The organism is Stenotrophomonas sp. AR029 (assembly GCF_047520695.2).
GTDB lineage: Bacteria > Pseudomonadota > Gammaproteobacteria > Xanthomonadales > Xanthomonadaceae > Stenotrophomonas > Stenotrophomonas sepilia.
Genome location: NZ_JAXBQQ020000002.1, coordinates 895,386 through 912,244 on the forward strand (window position 1 = coordinate 895,386; position 16,859 = coordinate 912,244).

Here is a 16,859-nt window from a genome sequence, read left to right on the forward strand (position 1 = left end):
GAGACATCCATGGCAGCTGATTCCATCACCTTCATCGGCGGCGGCAACATGGCGCGCAGCCTGATCGCCGGCCTGATCCGCCAGGGCGTGCCCGCCGCGCACATCCATGTGGCCGAACCGGTTGCAGCGCTGCGCGAGTCGCTGGCTGCCGACTTCGGCGTGCAGGTCCACGACAACGCCACCGATGCCGCCGCACAGGGCGGCACCTGGCTGCTGGCGGTGAAGCCGCAGGTGCTGCGTGAGGTCTGTCAGTCGCTGCTGGCACTGGCCCAGGCAAACCGGCCGCTGGTGGTGTCGATCGCCGCCGGCATCACCAGCGCGCAGCTGGAACGCTGGCTGGGTGGCAACCTGCCGGTGGTGCGTGCGATGCCCAATACCCCCGCTCTGCTCGGCGCCGGCGTGACCGGCCTGTATGCCACTGCATCGGTGGATGCGCAGCAGCACGCGCAGGCCGAACAGGTGCTGGCCAGTGCCGGGCGCACGGTGTGGATCGATAGTGAGGCGCTGATGGATTCGGTGACTGCCGTGTCCGGCAGTGGACCGGCCTATGTGTTCCTGCTGGCCGAAGCGATGGAAGCGGCGGGTATCGCCCAGGGCCTGCCGGCCGACGCCGCGCGCACGCTGGTGGTGCAGACCCTGCTGGGCGCCTCGCGCATGCTGGATGAGGCCGGTGAGAGCCCCGCAGAGCTGCGCCGACGCGTGACGTCACCCAACGGCACTACCCAGGCCGCGATCGAGAGCTTCCAGGCTGGCGGCTTCGAGGCACTGGTGGACACCGCACTGCGCGCCGCGCAGGTGCGTGGACAGGAATTGTCTGCGGCGAATGATTGATCCCCTGGGGTCAGATCCCTTTGCCGAGGCAAAGGGATCTGACCCCATCTACCCCGATGATCACTGCCCCAACGTGGCCATGACGAAATCCACGAAGCACTGCAAACGCGGGCGCGGGCGTCGATCGGGCAGGTAGATCAGGTGCATCGGCCGCGGTTCCGGCAGGTAGTCGCGCAGCAGCGGCTTCAACCGTCCCGCTGCGATCTCCGCCGCCAGCAGTGCGGTGGGCTGCAGTACCAGCCCGGCCCCGGCCACGGCGGCTTCGCGCAACGCGAAGCCATCGTTGCTGCTCAGCCGTGCCTCCCAGTCGACCTGTTCGCCGTTGGCCAACTGCCAGCCATGCCCGCCGCGCCAGGCCAGGTGGCTCAGGCAGTCGTGCCCCTGCAGGTCATCCGGTGTTCGCGGCGTGCCGCGCCTGCGCAGGTAAGACGGCGCCGCGCACAGGCTCATCGCATACGGCGGCAGCGGCCGCGCCACCACCTCCTGCGATGGCAACGGCCCGACCCGGATCGCCGCGTCGAAGCCATCTTCGATCAGGTCCACGCGGCGGTTGCTCAGGTCCAGCTCGATATTCAACTGTGGCTGCGCACGCAGCAGGCCAGCCAGCTGCGGCGCCAGCACGCAGCTGCCCCAGGTGGTGGGCGCGCTGACCCGCAACAGGCCACGCGGCTGTACCTGCAGGCCGGCCACATCGGCCTCGGCCTGCTGCACCTGCTCCAGCACCTGCCGGCACCCGGCCAGGTAGGCGCTGCCGGCTTCGGTCAAGCGCTGGCGGCGGGTGTTCCGTTGCAGCAACGCGGTGCCCAGATGTGCTTCCAACTGCTGGATGTACTTGCCCACCATCACCGCCGACACCTGCAGCTCTTCGGCGGCCCCTGCAAAGCTGCCGCGTTCGGCCACGGCGACGAAGGCCTGCATGCAGCGAAGGGTATCCATTGCTAATCCAGAGTTAGGAATCTGCAAATCATACGCCGCTTACCTAACCACGCTGTGACGGCGCAGACTGCGCTCACTCCCACACGCAAGGAACGGCCATGAAGATCCTCCTCGTCGGTGCCAGCGGCACCCTCGGCCAGGCAGTCGCCCGTCAGCTCGGCCAACAGCATCAGATTCTCGCCGCCGGCCGCCGCAGTGGCGAACTGCGTGTGGACCTGACTGACGACGCCAGCGTCGCCGAACTGTTCGCCCGCACCGGTGCAGTCGATGCGGTGATCTCCACCACCGGCTCGGTGCATTTCGGACCGCTGCAGGAGATGACGCCGGCACAGTTCAACAGCGGCCTGCAGGACAAGCTGCTGGGCCAGGTGCGGCTGGCACTGGCCGCCCAGCACCACCTCAATGCCGGTGGCTCGATCACCCTGACCAGCGGCATCATCAGCGCGCAGCCGATCCGCGACGGCGTCAACGCCACCGCAGTGAATGCCGCACTGGAAGGCTTCGTGCGCGCTGCCGCACTGGAGCTGCTGCCGCGCGGCCTGCGCATCAACGTGGTCAGCCCGAACGCACTGATCGAATCGATGGCGGCCTACGGCCCCTACTTCCCGGGCTTCGAAGCGGTAAGCGCGCAACGCGCGGCGCTGGCCTTCCAGCGCGCGGTGGAAGGCATCCAGAGCGGCGAGACGATCACGGTCTGGTAAGAAAAAGGGGACGGAGGGGATCAAGTCGTTTTCGTCCGCCGGGCATGGCCCGGCGCGACCGGGAGCGCGTCCCCTTTTTCATTCCCAGCGCATCGGGCCATCGCCGCGTTCGCCGAGAACGTCGCCAGGGTTGGCCAGGCGGCAATGCTGCAGTGACAGGCAGCCACAGCCGATGCAGCCGGTCAGTTCATCGCGCAGCAGCTGCAGCATGTGGATGCGCTCTTCCAGCTCGGTGCGCCAGCGCGCGGACAGCTTGGCCCAGTCAGCCTTGGTCGGTGCACGGCCTTCAGGCAGGCTCTCGAAGGCGCGGCCGACCGCTTCCAGTGGCATGCCCACCCGCTGCGCAACGCGGATCACCGCCAGCCGGCGCAGCACGTCGCGGCTGTAACGGCGTTGGTTGCCCGAGGTGCGCAGGCTGCTGATCAGCCCCTTGCGCTCGTAGAAATGCAGTGCGGAAACGGCCACGCCACTGCGCTGCGAGACCTCGCCAACGCTGAGTTCCTGGGATGCCATTGCTTGACCTCAACTATAGTTGAGGTGGCATGCTGCTATCTTCGCCGTCCGTTGACAAGCGCGGCCCGCCCCTAGACCGGTATGACCCCGCCCCTCTCTCCCGCCGACACCCGCCTGCCGGCTGACACATCGATCCTGTCCGCGCGCTACCGCGCCACCACCCTCGGCATGGTCGCGCTGGTCGCGCTGCACGCCTTCGAAGCATTGGCCGTCGCGGCCGCGATGCCCACGGTGGCCGAAGCACTCAGCGGCCTGCGCCTGTATGCGCTGGCCTTCGGTGGCACACTGGCCACCAGCGTGATCGGCATGACCCTGGCCGGACGCTGGGCCGACCGCCAGGGCCCGGCACGGCCGCTGTGGTACGGCCTGGCCTGCTTCGTGCTGGGCCTGCTGCTGGCCGGCTTCGCCGTGCGCATGGGCATGCTGGTGGCCGGGCGCCTGCTGCAGGGCCTGGGTGCGGGCGCGATTTCGGTCTCGCTGTACGTGATGGTCGGCCGCAGCTACCCCGAGCACCTGCGGCCGAAGGTGTTCGCGGCATTCTCGGCGGGCTGGGTGGTGCCCTCGATGGTCGGCCCGGCGCTGAGCGGCCTGATCGTCCAGCATCTCGGCTGGCGCTGGGTGTTCCTGGCGGTGCCGCTGCTGGCAGTCCCTGCTGCCCTGTTGCTGCGGCCTGCGCTGGCGCGCATGCAACCCTCCGCCGACAGCAACGACGACGAGGGGCGCGGCAACGTCGTACGTTGGGCCAGTGGTGCATCGCTGGCGGCGCTGCTGCTGTACTTCGGCGGCCAGCAGCACGGTCCGACCGCCCTGCTCTGCATCAGCGTGGCGATGCTGGCGCAGCTGCTATGCGTGCATCGCCTGCTGCCGGCCGGAACGCTGATCCTGCGCAGGGGCCTGCCCAGCGTGATCGCACTGCGCGGCATCGCCGCCGCCGCATTCTTCGCCTGCGAAGCCTACCTGCCGCTGCTGCTTCAGCGCGAACGCGGGCTCCCGCCCAGCTGGGCCGGCGCGGTGCTCAGCCTCGGCGCACTCGGTTGGTTCGCTGGCTCCTGGCTGCAGGGTCACCAGCAGCGCGGCTGGTCACGCCAGCAGCTGCTGCGCGTCGGCACGGCGATGATGACGGTCGGCATCGCCGCAACGCTTGCGGTGTTGTTCAATGCAGTGCCATTGCCGGTGGCACTGGTGGGCTGGACGGTCACCGGTTTCGGCATGGGCATGATCTACGCCAGCCTCTCGGTACTCACGCTTTCGCTGTCAGCAGCGCATGAGCAGGGTGCCAACACGTCGGCCCTGCAGCTGAGCGAGGCCCTGTCGGTGACCACCGCGCTGGCGGTCTCCGGTGCGTTGTTCGCGCTGTTCGTGGAAAGCGCGCCGCACACCGGCTACCTGCTGTGCCTGGCGATCACCTTCGGCCTGGCGGTGCTGGCTGCGGTGATCGCGCGGCGGGTGTAGCGCCGCCGGGTTTCGGCAGTGCCGGTCGCTGGCCGGCACCATCACGGGATTCCCGCGTGCGCGGAGAGTGCCGGCCAGCGGCTGGCACTACCGCGTCCCCGTCCCCACGTCATCGATATCCCGGTGCAGGATGCGCCGCACTTCCAGCACCGCTTGCGGGGTCTCCTGCACGCTGTGGCCGGAAATGATGACCTTCTCCGACTGTGCACCCGGCAGATGCGCACTCCAGTACGGCACCAGTCCGTCATCGGACTTGTCCACCGGCAGCTCCGGCTTGCGCTGGGCGATGATCGAGTGGTACTTCAGTCCCGCTTCGATCGGCAGCTGCGCTGCGGCCTTGACGAACGGATCGCTGGCCTTGAGGTTGTCGATGCTGTTGGGAATCTTCGGCTTGGCCGTGCCATCGACCTGCTGCTCGGCCTGCGCCAGCGCCATGAACACGTCCTCGAACTTGCCGAGGATGGTCAGTGGCAGGCGCACCAGCCGGCCCAGCAGGCGCCCGACCTTGTTGCCGGCAATATCGGTGCCCTGGTGCGGCGCAGCGATGAAGATCGCACGCTCCACGTTCGGCTGTGCCTTGAAATGCAGCAACGGCCCCAGCTTGTTCTGCACGCGCTTCAGACGCTCGCCCTTCAGGTCATAGTTGGCCAGCAGGTCGTTCCACAGCACGTCACCGGAATCGCTCACCAGCAGCCGCGCGAGCACGCCGCCCATGCTGTGGCCGATGTAGACCATGTCCTTCGATGCACGCGTGCTGCCATTGGGATCGAAGTGCTTCAGCGTGTCGTTGAACGCATTGGCGATCTCGTAGCGGTTCAGCGCGATCGGTGCGTTGGTCGGGTAATAGACCTGCCACACCTGGAACTGCTGGCGCAGCTCGGGGTCGCCCATGATCTCGTTGGCCAGGTTCACCCAGGCTTCCGGGCTGCTGGCCAGGCCGTGCAGCATGAAGATGATGCGGCGGTTCGGGTCCCACGGCTGCATCAGGTAGATGTGTGGCTCGCCGATGCCCTCGCTCATGCCGAACAGGGTGCGCAGTGACTGCCGGGCGAAACCGCTCTGGGCAAGCCACAGGCCGTAGGCCGCGGTGAAATTGCCGGCCAGCGGCACCTGTTCGCCGTGCAGGGTGATGCGCTCGGTAGCTTCCGGCGAATAGGCATCCAGTTCAACCCGGCGCGTCCGCATCACATCGTCCAGGCTGCTGCCTTCGAAGCGCAGCAACGCGGTGACGTTGATCGAGGACATCTCGCTGAACTCGGGCACCGAATCGTCATGCCGATGACGGCGGCCACGGCGTGCGCCCTCTTCGTCATCCTGCGGTGTCTCCGCCTTCGGGCCCTCAGGCGCGATCACCGGTGCGACCAGCTTCGGCGGGTCCATCACCATCACCAGCTCGGCACCGAAGCCATCACGGCGATAAGTACTGCGCAGCCCGACGAAGCTGACCGTGCCGGCCGGCACCAGCTGCGCGGGAATGCTCTTCAGGTTCAGCTGCTGGTAGTTGGAAGCCAGCGACCAGCTGCCAACCGAGATCGGCTTCGTGTAGTCCTCGCCAGCCAACGCAGCGGCGCGCGCGCGGACGAACAGCACCACCGCCGCCTTCTCGGCCGCGTAGTTGTAGTAGTCACGCACCTGCGTCTGCCGGTCTTCGAAGGCGCGATCCGATGGTGAGCGGCCGCTGTAGAACAGGTAGGCATAGGCGTAGCGCGCGGCTTCCAGCCAAGCGTCCAGCGCTGCGTCGCTCATCGGCGGATCGCCGGCTGCGGTCTTCTTCGGCGTCAGCGCCAGCGCGGCCTTCACCCACAGTTCGGACAGCGCAGACAGCCGCTGCTCGACATTGAGATCGTCGGTCATCAGCAGCGTGCTGCGGCAGACCAGGAAGTCCTTCTCGCACTGCGATTCGTCCAGGCCTGCCGCGCTTAGCGTCTCGCGCGCAGCGGGGCTGAGCTTGCCGGTATTGAGCACGTCGGCACGCTTGTTGACCAGCGAATCGCTGGATTTGACCTGCTTGACGGTGACCATCGCGCAACCACTGCTGCCCAGCAGCAGGAAGGCGGCGAACAACACCGGCAGCGCACGCTGCCAGCGGATCAGGAGGAGTCGAGTCATTACTGCGGGTCCTGCTCGGTGCCAGGTACGCCCTGGCGGATCACGGTGGAGAAGTGGTCGCCGCTGCCCAGGTCCAATGCACGCTGGGTGATGCGGCCCTTGTCATGCAGCTCGGCATAAGGCACGCCTGGGGTGAGTGCGCCGACCTCCTGCGCATACTCGGCCAGATACCCGGACAGCAGCAGGCGGTAGTCCAGCGGCAGGCGCGGCGCGATGTGGCGGGCCAGGTCGAAGACGATGGTGGTGCAGTTGCTGGTGAGCGTGTTGTAGAAGCCCGGCTTCGCATCCAGTTCGCGCGCCTGCGCGATGTACGCGGCAAACAGTTCCTTCAGCTGCGCGTGGTCCATGCCGTGCAGGCGGTACAGATAGACATCCTCGCCACGCGCGTTGGTGCGGGTGCGGATGATGTCGGTCTCTTCCGAGGCCACCAGGGTCATCTCGAACTTGCGGAAGAACCCGCCCAGTGCCGAAAACGATTCGCCGCGCTCCTTGCGGATCTCCAGCGAGAACACCACGTGGCGACCGTCCTCGAAACCGAACGAGATGAGGGTGTGGGCGATCGCCGGGCCCATCCAGTACGACAGCACCAGATCGGCCGAGCGCAACTGGTCCAGGTCGTATTCGCGGCGCACCCAGCGCGCGTCGTAGTCGGTTTCGCTGCGCCAGGTGAAATCGCGCACGTTGTCGAACACCACGTGGCGCCCGTCGAAGGACACCACATGCAGGCGCTGGGCCACGTCATCGGCCCACACGCGGTCCTGGCGTGGGGTCAGCAGCAGCCACCACAGGCCGGCCAGCACCAGCGCAGCGCCATACGCCATGCCGAGGCGGCGGTTGCTGCGACCACGCGCGACCCGCCACGACGCCCACAGCGCAAACAGCAGCCACAGCACCGCAATGCCCTTCGCCAGCCAGCCCGGCCCCGGCATCTGATAGGCCAGCAGCCCGGCCACCCACAGCGCTGCCAGCGCCATGGCACTTCCTGTCATCCAACGTCCTGCGGCTTTCACTGGCATCCTGTCGCGGTCCCGAAGCCGCATAGTTAGCCACAAGCGGGTTCACCGTGGCATCTACGGCCTGTTCAGGCACGCCGGCGCACCGTCTGCGGCGGTCCATGCGGCCAGGTTCACTTCACAGGAGCAACGATGGGCATCACTTCCGTGGCCGGCGTTCCGGTCCAACCCCAGCACCGCGCAACCTGCCACTGCGGCACGGTCGAGCTGCTGCTGGACCTGCCGGACGGCATCGTCGACCCGCGCCGTTGCGACTGCTCGATGTGCCGGCGCCGGGGTGCCATTGCAGCCAGCGTTGCCCGCGCGGGCCTGCAGGTCGTGCGCGGGCAGAACCACCTGCAGCTGTACCAGTTCAACACCCATGTGGCCGAGCACTACTTCTGCGACGTGTGCGGCATCTACACCCATCACCGGCGCCGCTCCAACCCGGACCAGTACGGTTACAACGTGGCGTGTCTGGAGGGCATCGACCCGTTCGCGCTGGGGGTGATCCCGGTCAACGACGGGGTCAACCACCCGGCCGACCGCGGCGCCTAGTGGCGCGCGCGCCGCAGCGGCGTGGCGACCTTCTGCCAGGGAGCCATGCCGCTGCGCCCGGCCCGCACAGGGCGTTTCAGCCAGGGCCGGCGTGGCGGCACCTGCGGCGCGTCCGCGACCGGGGGAGGAAGCGGTCTACGGCCGGGCCAGAGATGGTCGAGCAGCCACATGGCGGGTCTCCGTGGGGGACGGGGACGATCAACATTAGACCTGGGTGGGCATGGGCGGCGTGAGCGGAAGACGACAACGGGATGACGGCGGAGGGGGCGATGAGCCTGCTACGCCGTATGCTCGGCCAACGTGCCTTTGCGTTTCCGCAGCAACAGGTGCAACAACACAGCACACACAGCCGTCAGCAGCGCCAGTACACGCAGCAGTGTTGCCAGCGCCTTGGCGCTGACCTGCTGCAGCTGCTCACCGCTCATCGCCGGCAGCAGTGCCGCCGCCTGGTCGCGGGACCCGCTCGCCAGATAGGCACCGGCACGCGCCAACGACGCGGGCGATGCCCCATGCAGCTGCTGGTCGACCAGCAGCGCCAGCAGCGCCGTCACTGCGGCCAGGGCGATGCCTTCGCCCGCTACCCGCACGGTTCCGAAGATGCCGGCGGCCATGCCCGCACGCTGTACAGGCACCACGCTCACCGACAGCCCATCCATCAGGCCCCATGGCAAGGCCGTTCCTGCGCCGATCAGCATCAGCAACGGCACCCACTGCAAGGGCGACGGCTGCGATGCGTGGCGCGACAACAGGTACAGGCCAGAGGCACAGACCAGCAGTCCCAGCGTGCACAGCCGCGCACTTCCAACGCGCTCCGCCCAGCGCGCAGCCAGCATCGGCAGCACCAGCATCGGCGCGGACAGCGCCAGCATCTGCAGTCCCACCAGCGTCGTGCTCTGGCCATGCACGCCCAGCAGTTGCAGAGGCAACACGACCAGCAGCACCACGTAGCCCAGACAGGTCGCCACCGGCAGCAGCTGGACGCCGAGAAACGCCGGTTGCCAGAACAGTGAGAGGTCCAGCAACGGGGAAGGATGCAGCCGTTCGGCACAGACGAACGCGCCGCCCAACAGCAGCGTCGCCAACAGCGCCAGCTGCACGCGACCGGCGTGCAGGCCGTACTCTCCCAGCCACAGCAGGGCCAGGGTCAATGCCGCCAGCATCAGGCTGAAGCCCAGCATGCCGGCGATGTCCAGCCGTCCGCGCTCGCCCCGGCTTTCGGGCAACGCGCGCGCGGCCAGTGCGAACGCCGCCAACGTCAGCACACCGCCTGCAGCGAACACGCTGCGCCAGCCCAGCGCCTGCAGCAACAGGCCCGCGAGCAGCGGCCCCAGCGCCAGGCCCGCACCGAATGTCGTGCCCAGCAGGGCGAAGACACGGGCACGCCTCGGTCCCTGCCAGCCCTGCGCCAGCGCAGCGGTGCCCGAGGCCAGCGCTGCGGCAGCGGCAACGCCCTGCAGAGCGCGCGCCAGATCCAGCCACAGCAGCGTAGGCGACAGGCATACAGCGGCCGTCGCGACGGTGAAGCCGGCCGTGCCCAGCAGGAACATCCGCCGTCGGCCATGGCGATCAGCCAGGCCACCGGCAGCGAGCAGCAGGCTGCCGAAGGTGAGCATGAAGGCGTTGGTCACCCAGGCCAGCGCAGTGGGCGATGCCACTGAGGAGCGGGACAGCACCGGCACCGCGACGGCGCCGGCGGTGAAGGACAACGGCAACGCCAGCGCGGCCAGGCAGACCGCAAGCAGGGCCCAGCGCTGCTGCGCGCGGACAGGTACAGGGAGCATCGAATCCGGGGCCATGCGGGCCTCCATCCATCAGGGGCATTGATGATGGACAGGCCGCTATTCCAGAAAAACAGGCTCGATGGACGTTGATTACGTCCAACCGTTCCGCAATCATGCTCCCCATGGACTCCATCTCCGCCCTGCTCGCCTTTGTCCGCACCGCGGAGGCAGGCAGCATCGTCGGTGCGGCCCGCGTACTCGGCCTGTCAGCCTCGGCCGTCGGCAAGCGCATCGCCCGCCTTGAGCTCGACCTGGGCGCGCGCCTGTTCCAGCGCACCACCCGCCGCGTGCACCTCACCGACGAAGGCGAACTGCTGCTGCAACGCTGCCGGCGTGCGCTGGACGAACTTTCCGAAGCGCAGGCAGATCTGGCGCAACGACAGCACGCCCCCAGCGGACTGCTGCGCATCGGCCTGCCCACCATCGGCTACCGCTTCCTGCTGCCGGTGCTGCCCGGCTTCCAGCAGCGCTACCCGCAGGTGCAGCTGGAACTGGACTTCAACGACCGCATCGTCGATGTGGTCAGCGAAGGCCTGGACGCGGTGATACGCAGCGGCGAACTGGCCGATTCCAGCCTGACCGCGCGGCGACTGGGTGGCTTTCGTTTCATCCTCTGTGCGGCGCCGGGCTACCTGCAGGCGCACGGCACACCCGGCGATGTAGGCGACCTGCGCATGCATACCGCGCTGCGCTTCCGTTACCCCACCACCGGAAGGCTGCATCCGTGGCAGCTGCCGGGTATCGAAGGCGATGCCGGCGCGCGCCTTCCCACGGCGATGACCTGCAACAACATGGAAGCCGTGCTGGCCGCTGCGATCGGTTGCATGGGCCTGGCCTGGATGCCGGACTTCCTCGCCGCTGACGCGCTGGACGATGGCCGCCTGCAACGGGTGCTGCCTGCGCTGCCCACGTACCAGGGGCAGTTCTCGTTGCTATGGCCCGGTGGGCGCCATCCCAGTGCACGCCTGCGGGTGTTCATCGACTACGCCGTTGCCAACCTGTTCCAGGACGCCTCATAAAAAGGGGACGGAGGGGATTAAGTCGTTTCAGGCACAGCAGGGCCAGTTACGACTTAATCCCCTCCTTCCCCTTTTTTCCTAGCGACTGAAGCGGCGGGCGCCTATCACGCAGATCACCGCGACCACGGTCACCAGCACCATGCTGAGGCTGACCGATTCGTGCAGCAGCAGCGCAGCCAGGGCGAGGCCGAAGAACGGTTGCAGCAGCTGCAACTGGCCGACAGCGGCGATGCCGCCCTGCGCCAGCCCGCGGTACCAGAACAGGAAGCCGATCAGCATGCTGAACACCGCCACGTAGCCCAGCGCCCACCACGCCGAGGCACCGACCGCAGTGAACGAGGCCGGGCGCATCAGCACCGTCAACGGCAGCATCACCGGCAACGCCAGCAGCAGTGCCCAGCTGATCACCTGCCAGCCGCCCAGATGACGGGTCAGCCGGCCGCCTTCGGCATAGCCCAGCCCGCACACCACGATGGCCGCCAGCATCAGCAGGTCAGCCTGCAAGGACGCCTCGATGCCGTTGCGCACCGCATAGCCCACCACGCAGGCGCTGCCCAACAACGAGAACAACCAGAACGCCGGGCGCGGCCGTTCGCCACCGCGCAGCACGCCGAACAGCGCAGTGCTCAGCGGCAACAGGCCGAGGAACACGATGGTATGTGCCGATGACGCGTGGCGCAGCGCAAGCGCGGTCAGCAGTGGAAAACCGACCACAACGCCGAGGCTGACCACCACCAGCCCAGGCAGGTCACCGCGCCGCGGCCACGGCTGGCGCAGCATAAGCAGCAGCGCCAGGCCAAGCACGGCGGCGATGGTGGCGCGTGCGGCGGTGACGAACCCGGCATCCAGCTGCAGCACCGCCAGGCGGGTGGCCGGCAACGAGCCCGCGAAAATCACCACCCCGATGAAGCCATTGATCCAACCGCTCGCCGACCGTTCCACGCCTGTGATCCTGAAGTGCCAGGCGACGCCTGGCGGAGCCTGTATGGAAGCATCCATGGCGGAACCGCCCCAGCTACAATCCAGTACAGTCGCAAAGAACTGTATTGCCCACACTTCCACTACAGTGCTGACATGCCACGTCCGCTTACCCGCATCGAATCGGTCATCCAGGCGGTCCGCAACCGCATCACCGCGCGGGTCGATGGCCCCGGCTCCCGCCTGCCTTCGGTGCGCGCGCAGGCGGCAGCGATGGGGGTGTCGGTCTCCACCGTGGTCGAGGCCTACGAGCGCCTGGCGGCCGAAGGCCTGATCAGTGCACGCGCAGGCTCGGGCTTCTACGTCAGTGGCCCGGCCGCACCGCTGGCGCTGGCCGAAATGGAGCCACGGCTGGACCGCGAGGTGGATCCGCTGTGGGTGTCACGGCAATCGCTGGAAACGCCCGCGGGCGATCTCAAGCCAGGGTGCGGCTGGATGCCCAGTAACTGGCTGTATCACGATGGCATGCGCCGCGGCCTGCGTCGGCTGGCGCGTGCCGATGCAGTGCATCTGGTCGACTACGCCGGCCCACTCGAGCTGCCCGCGTTGCGCCAGCTGCTGCAGAGGCGCAGCGCCACGCTCGGCATCGATGCACCGATGGAGCAGATCCTGCTGACCGAATCCGGGACGCACGCGGTCGACCTGATCTGCCGTTTCCTGCTCAAGCCCGGCGACTGCGTGCTGGTCGATGACCCGAGCTACTTCAACTACCACGCGCTGCTGAAGGCGCACCAGGTACAGGCAGTGGGTGTGCCGTACACGCCCACCGGCCCGGACCTTGAAGCGTTCGATCGTGCATTGCAGGACCATTCGCCGCGGCTGTACATCACCAATTCCGGATTGCACAACCCGACCGGTGCGGTGCTTTCGGCCAGCACCGCGCACCGCCTGCTGGGCCTGGCCGAACGCAGCGAGTTGATCATCGTCGAGGACGACATCTTCGCCGACTTCGAACTGCAGCCGGCGCCGCGGCTGGCTGCGCTCGACGGGCTGTCACGGGTGATCCACGTCGGCAGTTTCTCCAAGACGCTGTCGGCAGCCTCGCGCTGCGGCTACATCGCTGCACGCCATGACTGGATCGAAGCGTTGACCGACCTGAAGCTGGCGACCAGCTTCGGCGGTGGCCATCTGGCCGCGCAGCTGATGCACATCGCGCTGACCGACAGTGGCTACCGACGCCACATGCAATCGGTGCGTTCGCGATTGGCCGATGCCCGCCGGCACACGCTGCGCAAGCTGCACACGCTGGGAATCACGCCGTGGCTGCAACCGGAAGCGGGCCTGTTCCTGTGGTGCCAGCTGCCCGATTGCCGTGATTCCGCCGCGCTGGCGCGGCAGTGCCTGCGCGAGGGCATCGTGCTGGCACCGGGCAACGCGTTCAGCCAGTCGCAGCGCGCGGCCGACTATCTGCGCTTCAACGTATCGCAATGCCAGGACGCACGGATCTGGCAAGTGCTGGCGCGGGCATTGCGCTGAGCTGGATGCAAGCCGGTCAACGCAGCTAGGAGTGTTCCGCAGCAAAGGCACTTGCATGCCACGGTACAGTGGTATGTCCCCTGCTGCAGGAATCCGCGCATGTCCACGTTCTCCGACCCACAGGCGGTGGCCCGCTATGCCGAAGCGCCACTGCGCCAGGTGCCTGGGTTCCTCGCGTTGCAGCAGATGAGCCGCCTGCTGCTGGCCGAACGTGTTCCTGCGCAGGGCCGCGTACTGGTACTCGGTGCCGGTGGCGGGCTGGAGCTGAAAGCCTTTGCCGAGGCGCAGCCGGGCTGGCAGTTGCTGGGCGTGGATCCGGCCGCGCCGATGCTCGCGCTGGCCGAGCAGACACTGGGCCCGTTGAACGCACGCGTCGAACTGCTGGAAGGCTACATCGACGATGCCCCGGACGCGCGCTTCGATGGTGCCAGCTGCCTGCTCACCCTGCACTTCCTCGATGCCGCGCAGCGCCTGCACACGCTGCGCGAGCTGCACAGGCGCCTGCAGCCCGGCGCGCCGCTGGTGGTGGCGCACCACAGCGTGCCGCAGGATCCGGCCGGCAAGCTCCGCTGGTTGCAGCGCTACGCCGCGTTCGCCCATGCCTCGGGTGTTGCCCACGCCGATGCGCAGCGCGCGATCGAGGCCATTGCCGAGCGGCTGCCGCTGCTGGCGCCCGAACAGGAGGTCGCCCTGCTGCAGGAGGCCGGCTTCGACGGCGTGGAGCTGTTCTATGCAGGCTTCAGCTTCAGGGGCTGGGTGGCGTACGCCGGGTGATGCCTACGGCACCACGGTGATGCCGATGCGCTGCATCAACAGCGCCACCTGCTGCACATCCAGCGTGGCGCCACGCAGGTTGGTGCTGCGCAGGTCCAGCTCACCCAGCTCCGAGTGGGTCAGGTCACAGCCGGTGAAGTTGGCGCTGCTCCAGTCGATGCCCTCGAACTGGCCACCGGACAGGTCCGAGCCGGCGAAGCTGGCGCCGCTGACGTTTGCACCGTCCCAGCGGTTTTCCCACAGCTCGCACTTTTCCAGCGTCACCCGCGAGAAATTGGCATAGCGCAGGTTCGACTTCTTGATGAAGGCACTGCAGAACCCGCTGCGCGGGGTGATCTGGTTCATGAAGCTGGCGTTGCTGAAATCCGCGCCTTGCGCGCGGCACTCGCTGATTTCCAGGCCCAATGCCTTGACGAAATTGAAGTGGCACATGCTGATGTCGCAGCTGCGGAAGCTGGCTTCCTTCAGCGTGGCGCCATTGAAGCGGCAGCCGGTACGGCTGTCGGCATCGTAGAAACTGCAGTTGATGAACTCGGTGCCGGTCAGGTCCACGCCGGAAAAATCGCACTCGTGGAACTGCTGATCGACCACTTTCTGGCCGGTGTACTGGTCCGCGCCGATGCGCAGCTTGCGGTGAACGGTGTGGGACATCAGGGATTCCATGCCAGGAGTCCCGCCATCATGCCGGGCCGCGAGGGCGATCCATAGACGTGGGCGCGGGAGGATTCACCGGCAGTCCAGCCGCGCTGTGTCCCCGATGCCAATTGCACGTTGTTGCACCTTTATGCACGAATGTGCAGACTTATGGCATGAGCTCAGACCCCAGCCCCCTCCCCGCCCAACGCACTCGGCAGATCCTCGAAGAACTGCGCCAGCAGGGGCGCGTGGTCGCTGCCGAACTGGCGCGCCGCTATGCCGTCTCCGAAGATTCGATCCGCCGCGACCTGCGCGAGCTGGCCGCACAGGGCCTGTGCCAGCGTGTCTACGGCGGCGCCGTGCTGCCACCGCCCAAGGAACGCCCGCTGCGCGAGCGCCTGACCCGCGACCGCGGCGACAAGGCCGAGCTGGCCGCCCGCGTCTGCGCGTTGCTGCAACCCAATCAGGTTGTACTGCTCGATGCCGGTTCAACCAACCTGGCGATCGCCCAGCAGTTGCCGCCCGCCCTCGGCTTGACGGTAATCACCAATGCGCCACAGATCGCCACGGCCGCCAGCATGCTTGATGGCACCTCGGTGCAGCTGATCGGCGGCCGCCTGGCCAGCGGTGGCGGTGCGGTCGGCGCAGAAGCACTGGCCCAGGTGCAGCGCCTGCGCGCCGACGTGTACCTGCCCGGCCCCTGCGCGGTGGACGGCGATACTGGTGTATGGGCAATGGATGCAGAAGAGGCCACGCTGAAGCGCGCGATGGTCGCGTGCAGCAGCCGCGTCATCGTCGCCGCCACTACTGAAAAGCTCGGTGCCCGCGGCCACTGGCAGATCGCCAGCCTCGACGAGATCGACGACCTGGTGCTGACCACCACCGCGCCGCCCGCATTGGCGGCGCGCTTCCGCGCCGCCGGCATCGCGGTACACCCCACTCCCCCCTGACCGTATCGCTCATGTCCCTTGCCAACCGCGCGCGTGCCGAACAGCACGCGACCCGCGCTGCGTTCTTCATTCCCGGCTTCGCCACCGCGCTGTGGGCCACCCTGGTGCCGTTCGCCAAGGCACGCACCGGGATCAACGACGCCACGCTGGGGCTGGTACTGCTCTGCCTCGGTGCCGGTTCGCTGCTGGCAATGCCGTTGTCCGGCGTGCTGGCCGCGCGCCTCGGTTGCCGGCGGGTGATGGTGGCCAGCAGCCTGCTGATCTGCCTGACCGTGCCCGGCCTGGCCCTGGCCGGCTCGGCCTGGAAACTGGGGCTGGTGCTGTTCGTGTTCGGCGCCGCCGTGGGCGCGATGGACTGCACGATGAACGTACAGGCCGTCATCGTCGAGCGCGAAGCACGGCGCGTAATGATGTCCGGCTTCCATGCCTTCTTCAGCATCGGCGGCTTCCTCGGCGCGGCCACCATGACCGTGCTGCTGTCCGCACAGCTGCCGCCCTTGGCATCGGTGCTGATCGGCGTTGGCGCCATGCTGCTGGTGATGCTGTTGTCGGCAGCGCACTGGCACAGCGAACGCATGCCGCACGACACACCGATGCTGGCCCTGCCGCACGGCATCGTGTTGTTCATCGGCGTGCTGGCGTTCGTCGCCTTCCTCGGTGAAGGCGCGATGCTCGATTGGAGCGCGGTGTTCCTCAGCGATGTGCGGCGCGTCGATGCCAGCCTGGCCGGCGTCGGTTACGTGACCTTCACCCTGACCATGACCGTGGCGCGCCTGTTCGGCGACGCACTGGTGGCGCGCGTCGGCCGCCAGCGCGCGATCGTCTTCGGTGCTCTGCTTGCCACTGCGGGCGTGCTGGTGCTGACCCTGGTCACGCCGTGGCAGGCGTCGCTGGTCGGCTACGTGTTGGTCGGCCTCGGTTGCGCCAACATCGCGCCCGCGCTGTTCTCGCTGGCCGGTCACCAGACCCGCATGCCCGGCGCGCTGGCGATCACTGCCGTGTCCACGCTCGGCTTTGCCGGCATCCTTGCCGGACCGGCACTGATCGGCTTCGCCGCAGACCATTTCGGCCTGATCGCCGCGTTCGTCGGCGTGGCCACGGCCTTGTTGTTGGTGGCGGTGTCCACGCGCTGGCTGCGGGTGTAGCCCAGGGC

The 16,859-nt window shown here is 67.8% G+C and carries 15 protein-coding genes and 1 pseudogene; 9 read left to right on the forward strand and 7 right to left on the reverse strand.

Annotated features, from left to right (window positions below):
• Positions 1–9 precede the first annotated feature (9 nt).
• Complete coding sequence (gene proC / locus ACM0PB_RS10710) at positions 10–831, forward strand: pyrroline-5-carboxylate reductase (RefSeq protein WP_065185819.1); 822 nt, start codon at positions 10–12, stop codon at positions 829–831.
• A gap of 60 nt (positions 832–891) precedes the next feature.
• Here the strand turns inward: proC and ACM0PB_RS10715 are convergent, their stop codons facing one another.
• The gene (locus tag ACM0PB_RS10715; RefSeq protein ID WP_065177954.1) at positions 892–1,767 is read right to left on the reverse strand and encodes a LysR family transcriptional regulator; all 876 of its coding nucleotides are present in this window, start codon (positions 1,765–1,767) and stop codon (positions 892–894) included.
• Positions 1,768–1,865: 98 nt separating this feature from the next.
• Between ACM0PB_RS10715 and ACM0PB_RS10720 the strand changes: the two genes are divergently transcribed.
• On the forward strand, positions 1,866–2,468 hold the full coding sequence (locus ACM0PB_RS10720) for a short chain dehydrogenase (RefSeq protein ID WP_414604483.1): 603 nt from the start codon (positions 1,866–1,868) through the stop codon (positions 2,466–2,468).
• Between the two features lie 78 nt (positions 2,469–2,546).
• Here ACM0PB_RS10720 and soxR read toward each other — a convergent pair whose 3' ends face one another.
• Positions 2,547–2,981 carry a redox-sensitive transcriptional activator SoxR gene (soxR, locus tag ACM0PB_RS10725; RefSeq protein ID WP_005415534.1) on the reverse strand — a complete coding sequence of 145 codons (435 nt, stop codon included), beginning with the start codon at positions 2,979–2,981 and terminating at the stop codon, positions 2,547–2,549.
• Between the two features lie 81 nt (positions 2,982–3,062).
• Here soxR and ACM0PB_RS10730 point away from each other — a divergent pair, with 81 nt between their 5' ends.
• Positions 3,063–4,433, forward strand: coding sequence for an MFS transporter (locus tag ACM0PB_RS10730; RefSeq protein ID WP_414604484.1), 1,371 nt, complete (start codon positions 3,063–3,065; stop codon positions 4,431–4,433).
• An 87-nt stretch (positions 4,434–4,520) separates the two neighbouring features.
• On the opposite strand, the gene ACM0PB_RS10735 is transcribed toward ACM0PB_RS10730, so the two are convergent.
• Both ACM0PB_RS10735 and ACM0PB_RS10740 read right to left on the reverse strand, forming a co-directional pair.
• Positions 4,521–6,542: an esterase/lipase family protein gene (locus ACM0PB_RS10735; protein WP_005415532.1), complete on the reverse strand. Its 2,022-nt coding sequence runs from the start codon at positions 6,540–6,542 to the stop codon at positions 4,521–4,523.
• Positions 6,542–7,516, reverse strand: coding sequence for an Lnb N-terminal periplasmic domain-containing protein (locus ACM0PB_RS10740; RefSeq protein WP_065177957.1), 975 nt, complete (start codon positions 7,514–7,516; stop codon positions 6,542–6,544). Before ACM0PB_RS10740 ends, ACM0PB_RS10735 begins: the two co-directional genes overlap by 1 nt.
• Before the next feature lie 171 nt (positions 7,517–7,687).
• Here ACM0PB_RS10740 and ACM0PB_RS10745 point away from each other — a divergent pair, with 171 nt between their 5' ends.
• Positions 7,688–8,092, forward strand: a complete 405-nt coding sequence (locus ACM0PB_RS10745; protein WP_065185816.1) for a GFA family protein — start codon at positions 7,688–7,690, stop codon at positions 8,090–8,092.
• 278 nt (positions 8,093–8,370) lie between these two features.
• Here ACM0PB_RS10745 and ACM0PB_RS10750 read toward each other — a convergent pair whose 3' ends face one another.
• Positions 8,371–9,888, reverse strand: a complete 1,518-nt coding sequence (locus ACM0PB_RS10750) for an MFS transporter (RefSeq protein ID WP_353088637.1) — start codon at positions 9,886–9,888, stop codon at positions 8,371–8,373.
• Positions 9,889–9,995: 107 nt separating this feature from the next.
• Between ACM0PB_RS10750 and ACM0PB_RS10755 the strand changes: the two are divergent.
• Positions 9,996–10,974 (forward strand): annotated as a pseudogene (locus ACM0PB_RS10755) (LysR family transcriptional regulator).
• Here the strand turns inward: ACM0PB_RS10755 and ACM0PB_RS10760 are convergent.
• Positions 10,971–11,834, reverse strand: a complete 864-nt coding sequence (locus ACM0PB_RS10760) for a DMT family transporter (RefSeq protein WP_414604485.1) — start codon at positions 11,832–11,834, stop codon at positions 10,971–10,973. The pseudogene ACM0PB_RS10755 and the gene ACM0PB_RS10760 sit on opposite strands and share 4 nt — an antisense overlap.
• A 132-nt stretch (positions 11,835–11,966) precedes the next feature.
• On the opposite strand from ACM0PB_RS10760, the gene ACM0PB_RS10765 reads away from it, so the two are divergent.
• Both ACM0PB_RS10765 and ACM0PB_RS10770 read left to right on the forward strand, forming a co-directional pair.
• Positions 11,967–13,346, forward strand: a complete 1,380-nt coding sequence (locus ACM0PB_RS10765; protein WP_414604486.1) for an aminotransferase-like domain-containing protein — start codon at positions 11,967–11,969, stop codon at positions 13,344–13,346.
• Positions 13,347–13,445: 99 nt separating this feature from the next.
• Positions 13,446–14,120 carry a class I SAM-dependent methyltransferase gene (locus ACM0PB_RS10770; RefSeq protein ID WP_005415525.1) on the forward strand — a complete coding sequence of 225 codons (675 nt, stop codon included), beginning with the start codon at positions 13,446–13,448 and terminating at the stop codon, positions 14,118–14,120.
• 3 nt (positions 14,121–14,123) lie between these two features.
• Here the strand turns inward: ACM0PB_RS10770 and smqnr are convergent, their stop codons facing one another.
• Entirely contained in the window at positions 14,124–14,774 is a 651-nt protein-coding gene (gene smqnr / locus ACM0PB_RS10775; RefSeq protein WP_414603999.1) for a SmQnr family pentapeptide repeat protein, read from the reverse strand.
• Between the two features lie 155 nt (positions 14,775–14,929).
• Here smqnr and ACM0PB_RS10780 point away from each other — a divergent pair, with 155 nt between their 5' ends.
• Positions 14,930–15,706 (forward strand): DeoR/GlpR family DNA-binding transcription regulator, encoded by a 777-nt coding sequence (locus tag ACM0PB_RS10780; RefSeq protein WP_053499766.1) that lies wholly within the window; start codon positions 14,930–14,932, stop codon positions 15,704–15,706.
• Positions 15,707–15,717: 11 nt separating this feature from the next.
• Positions 15,718–16,851 carry an MFS transporter gene (locus tag ACM0PB_RS10785; protein ID WP_111202072.1) on the forward strand — a complete coding sequence of 378 codons (1,134 nt, stop codon included), beginning with the start codon at positions 15,718–15,720 and terminating at the stop codon, positions 16,849–16,851.
• Positions 16,852–16,859 lie beyond the last annotated feature (8 nt).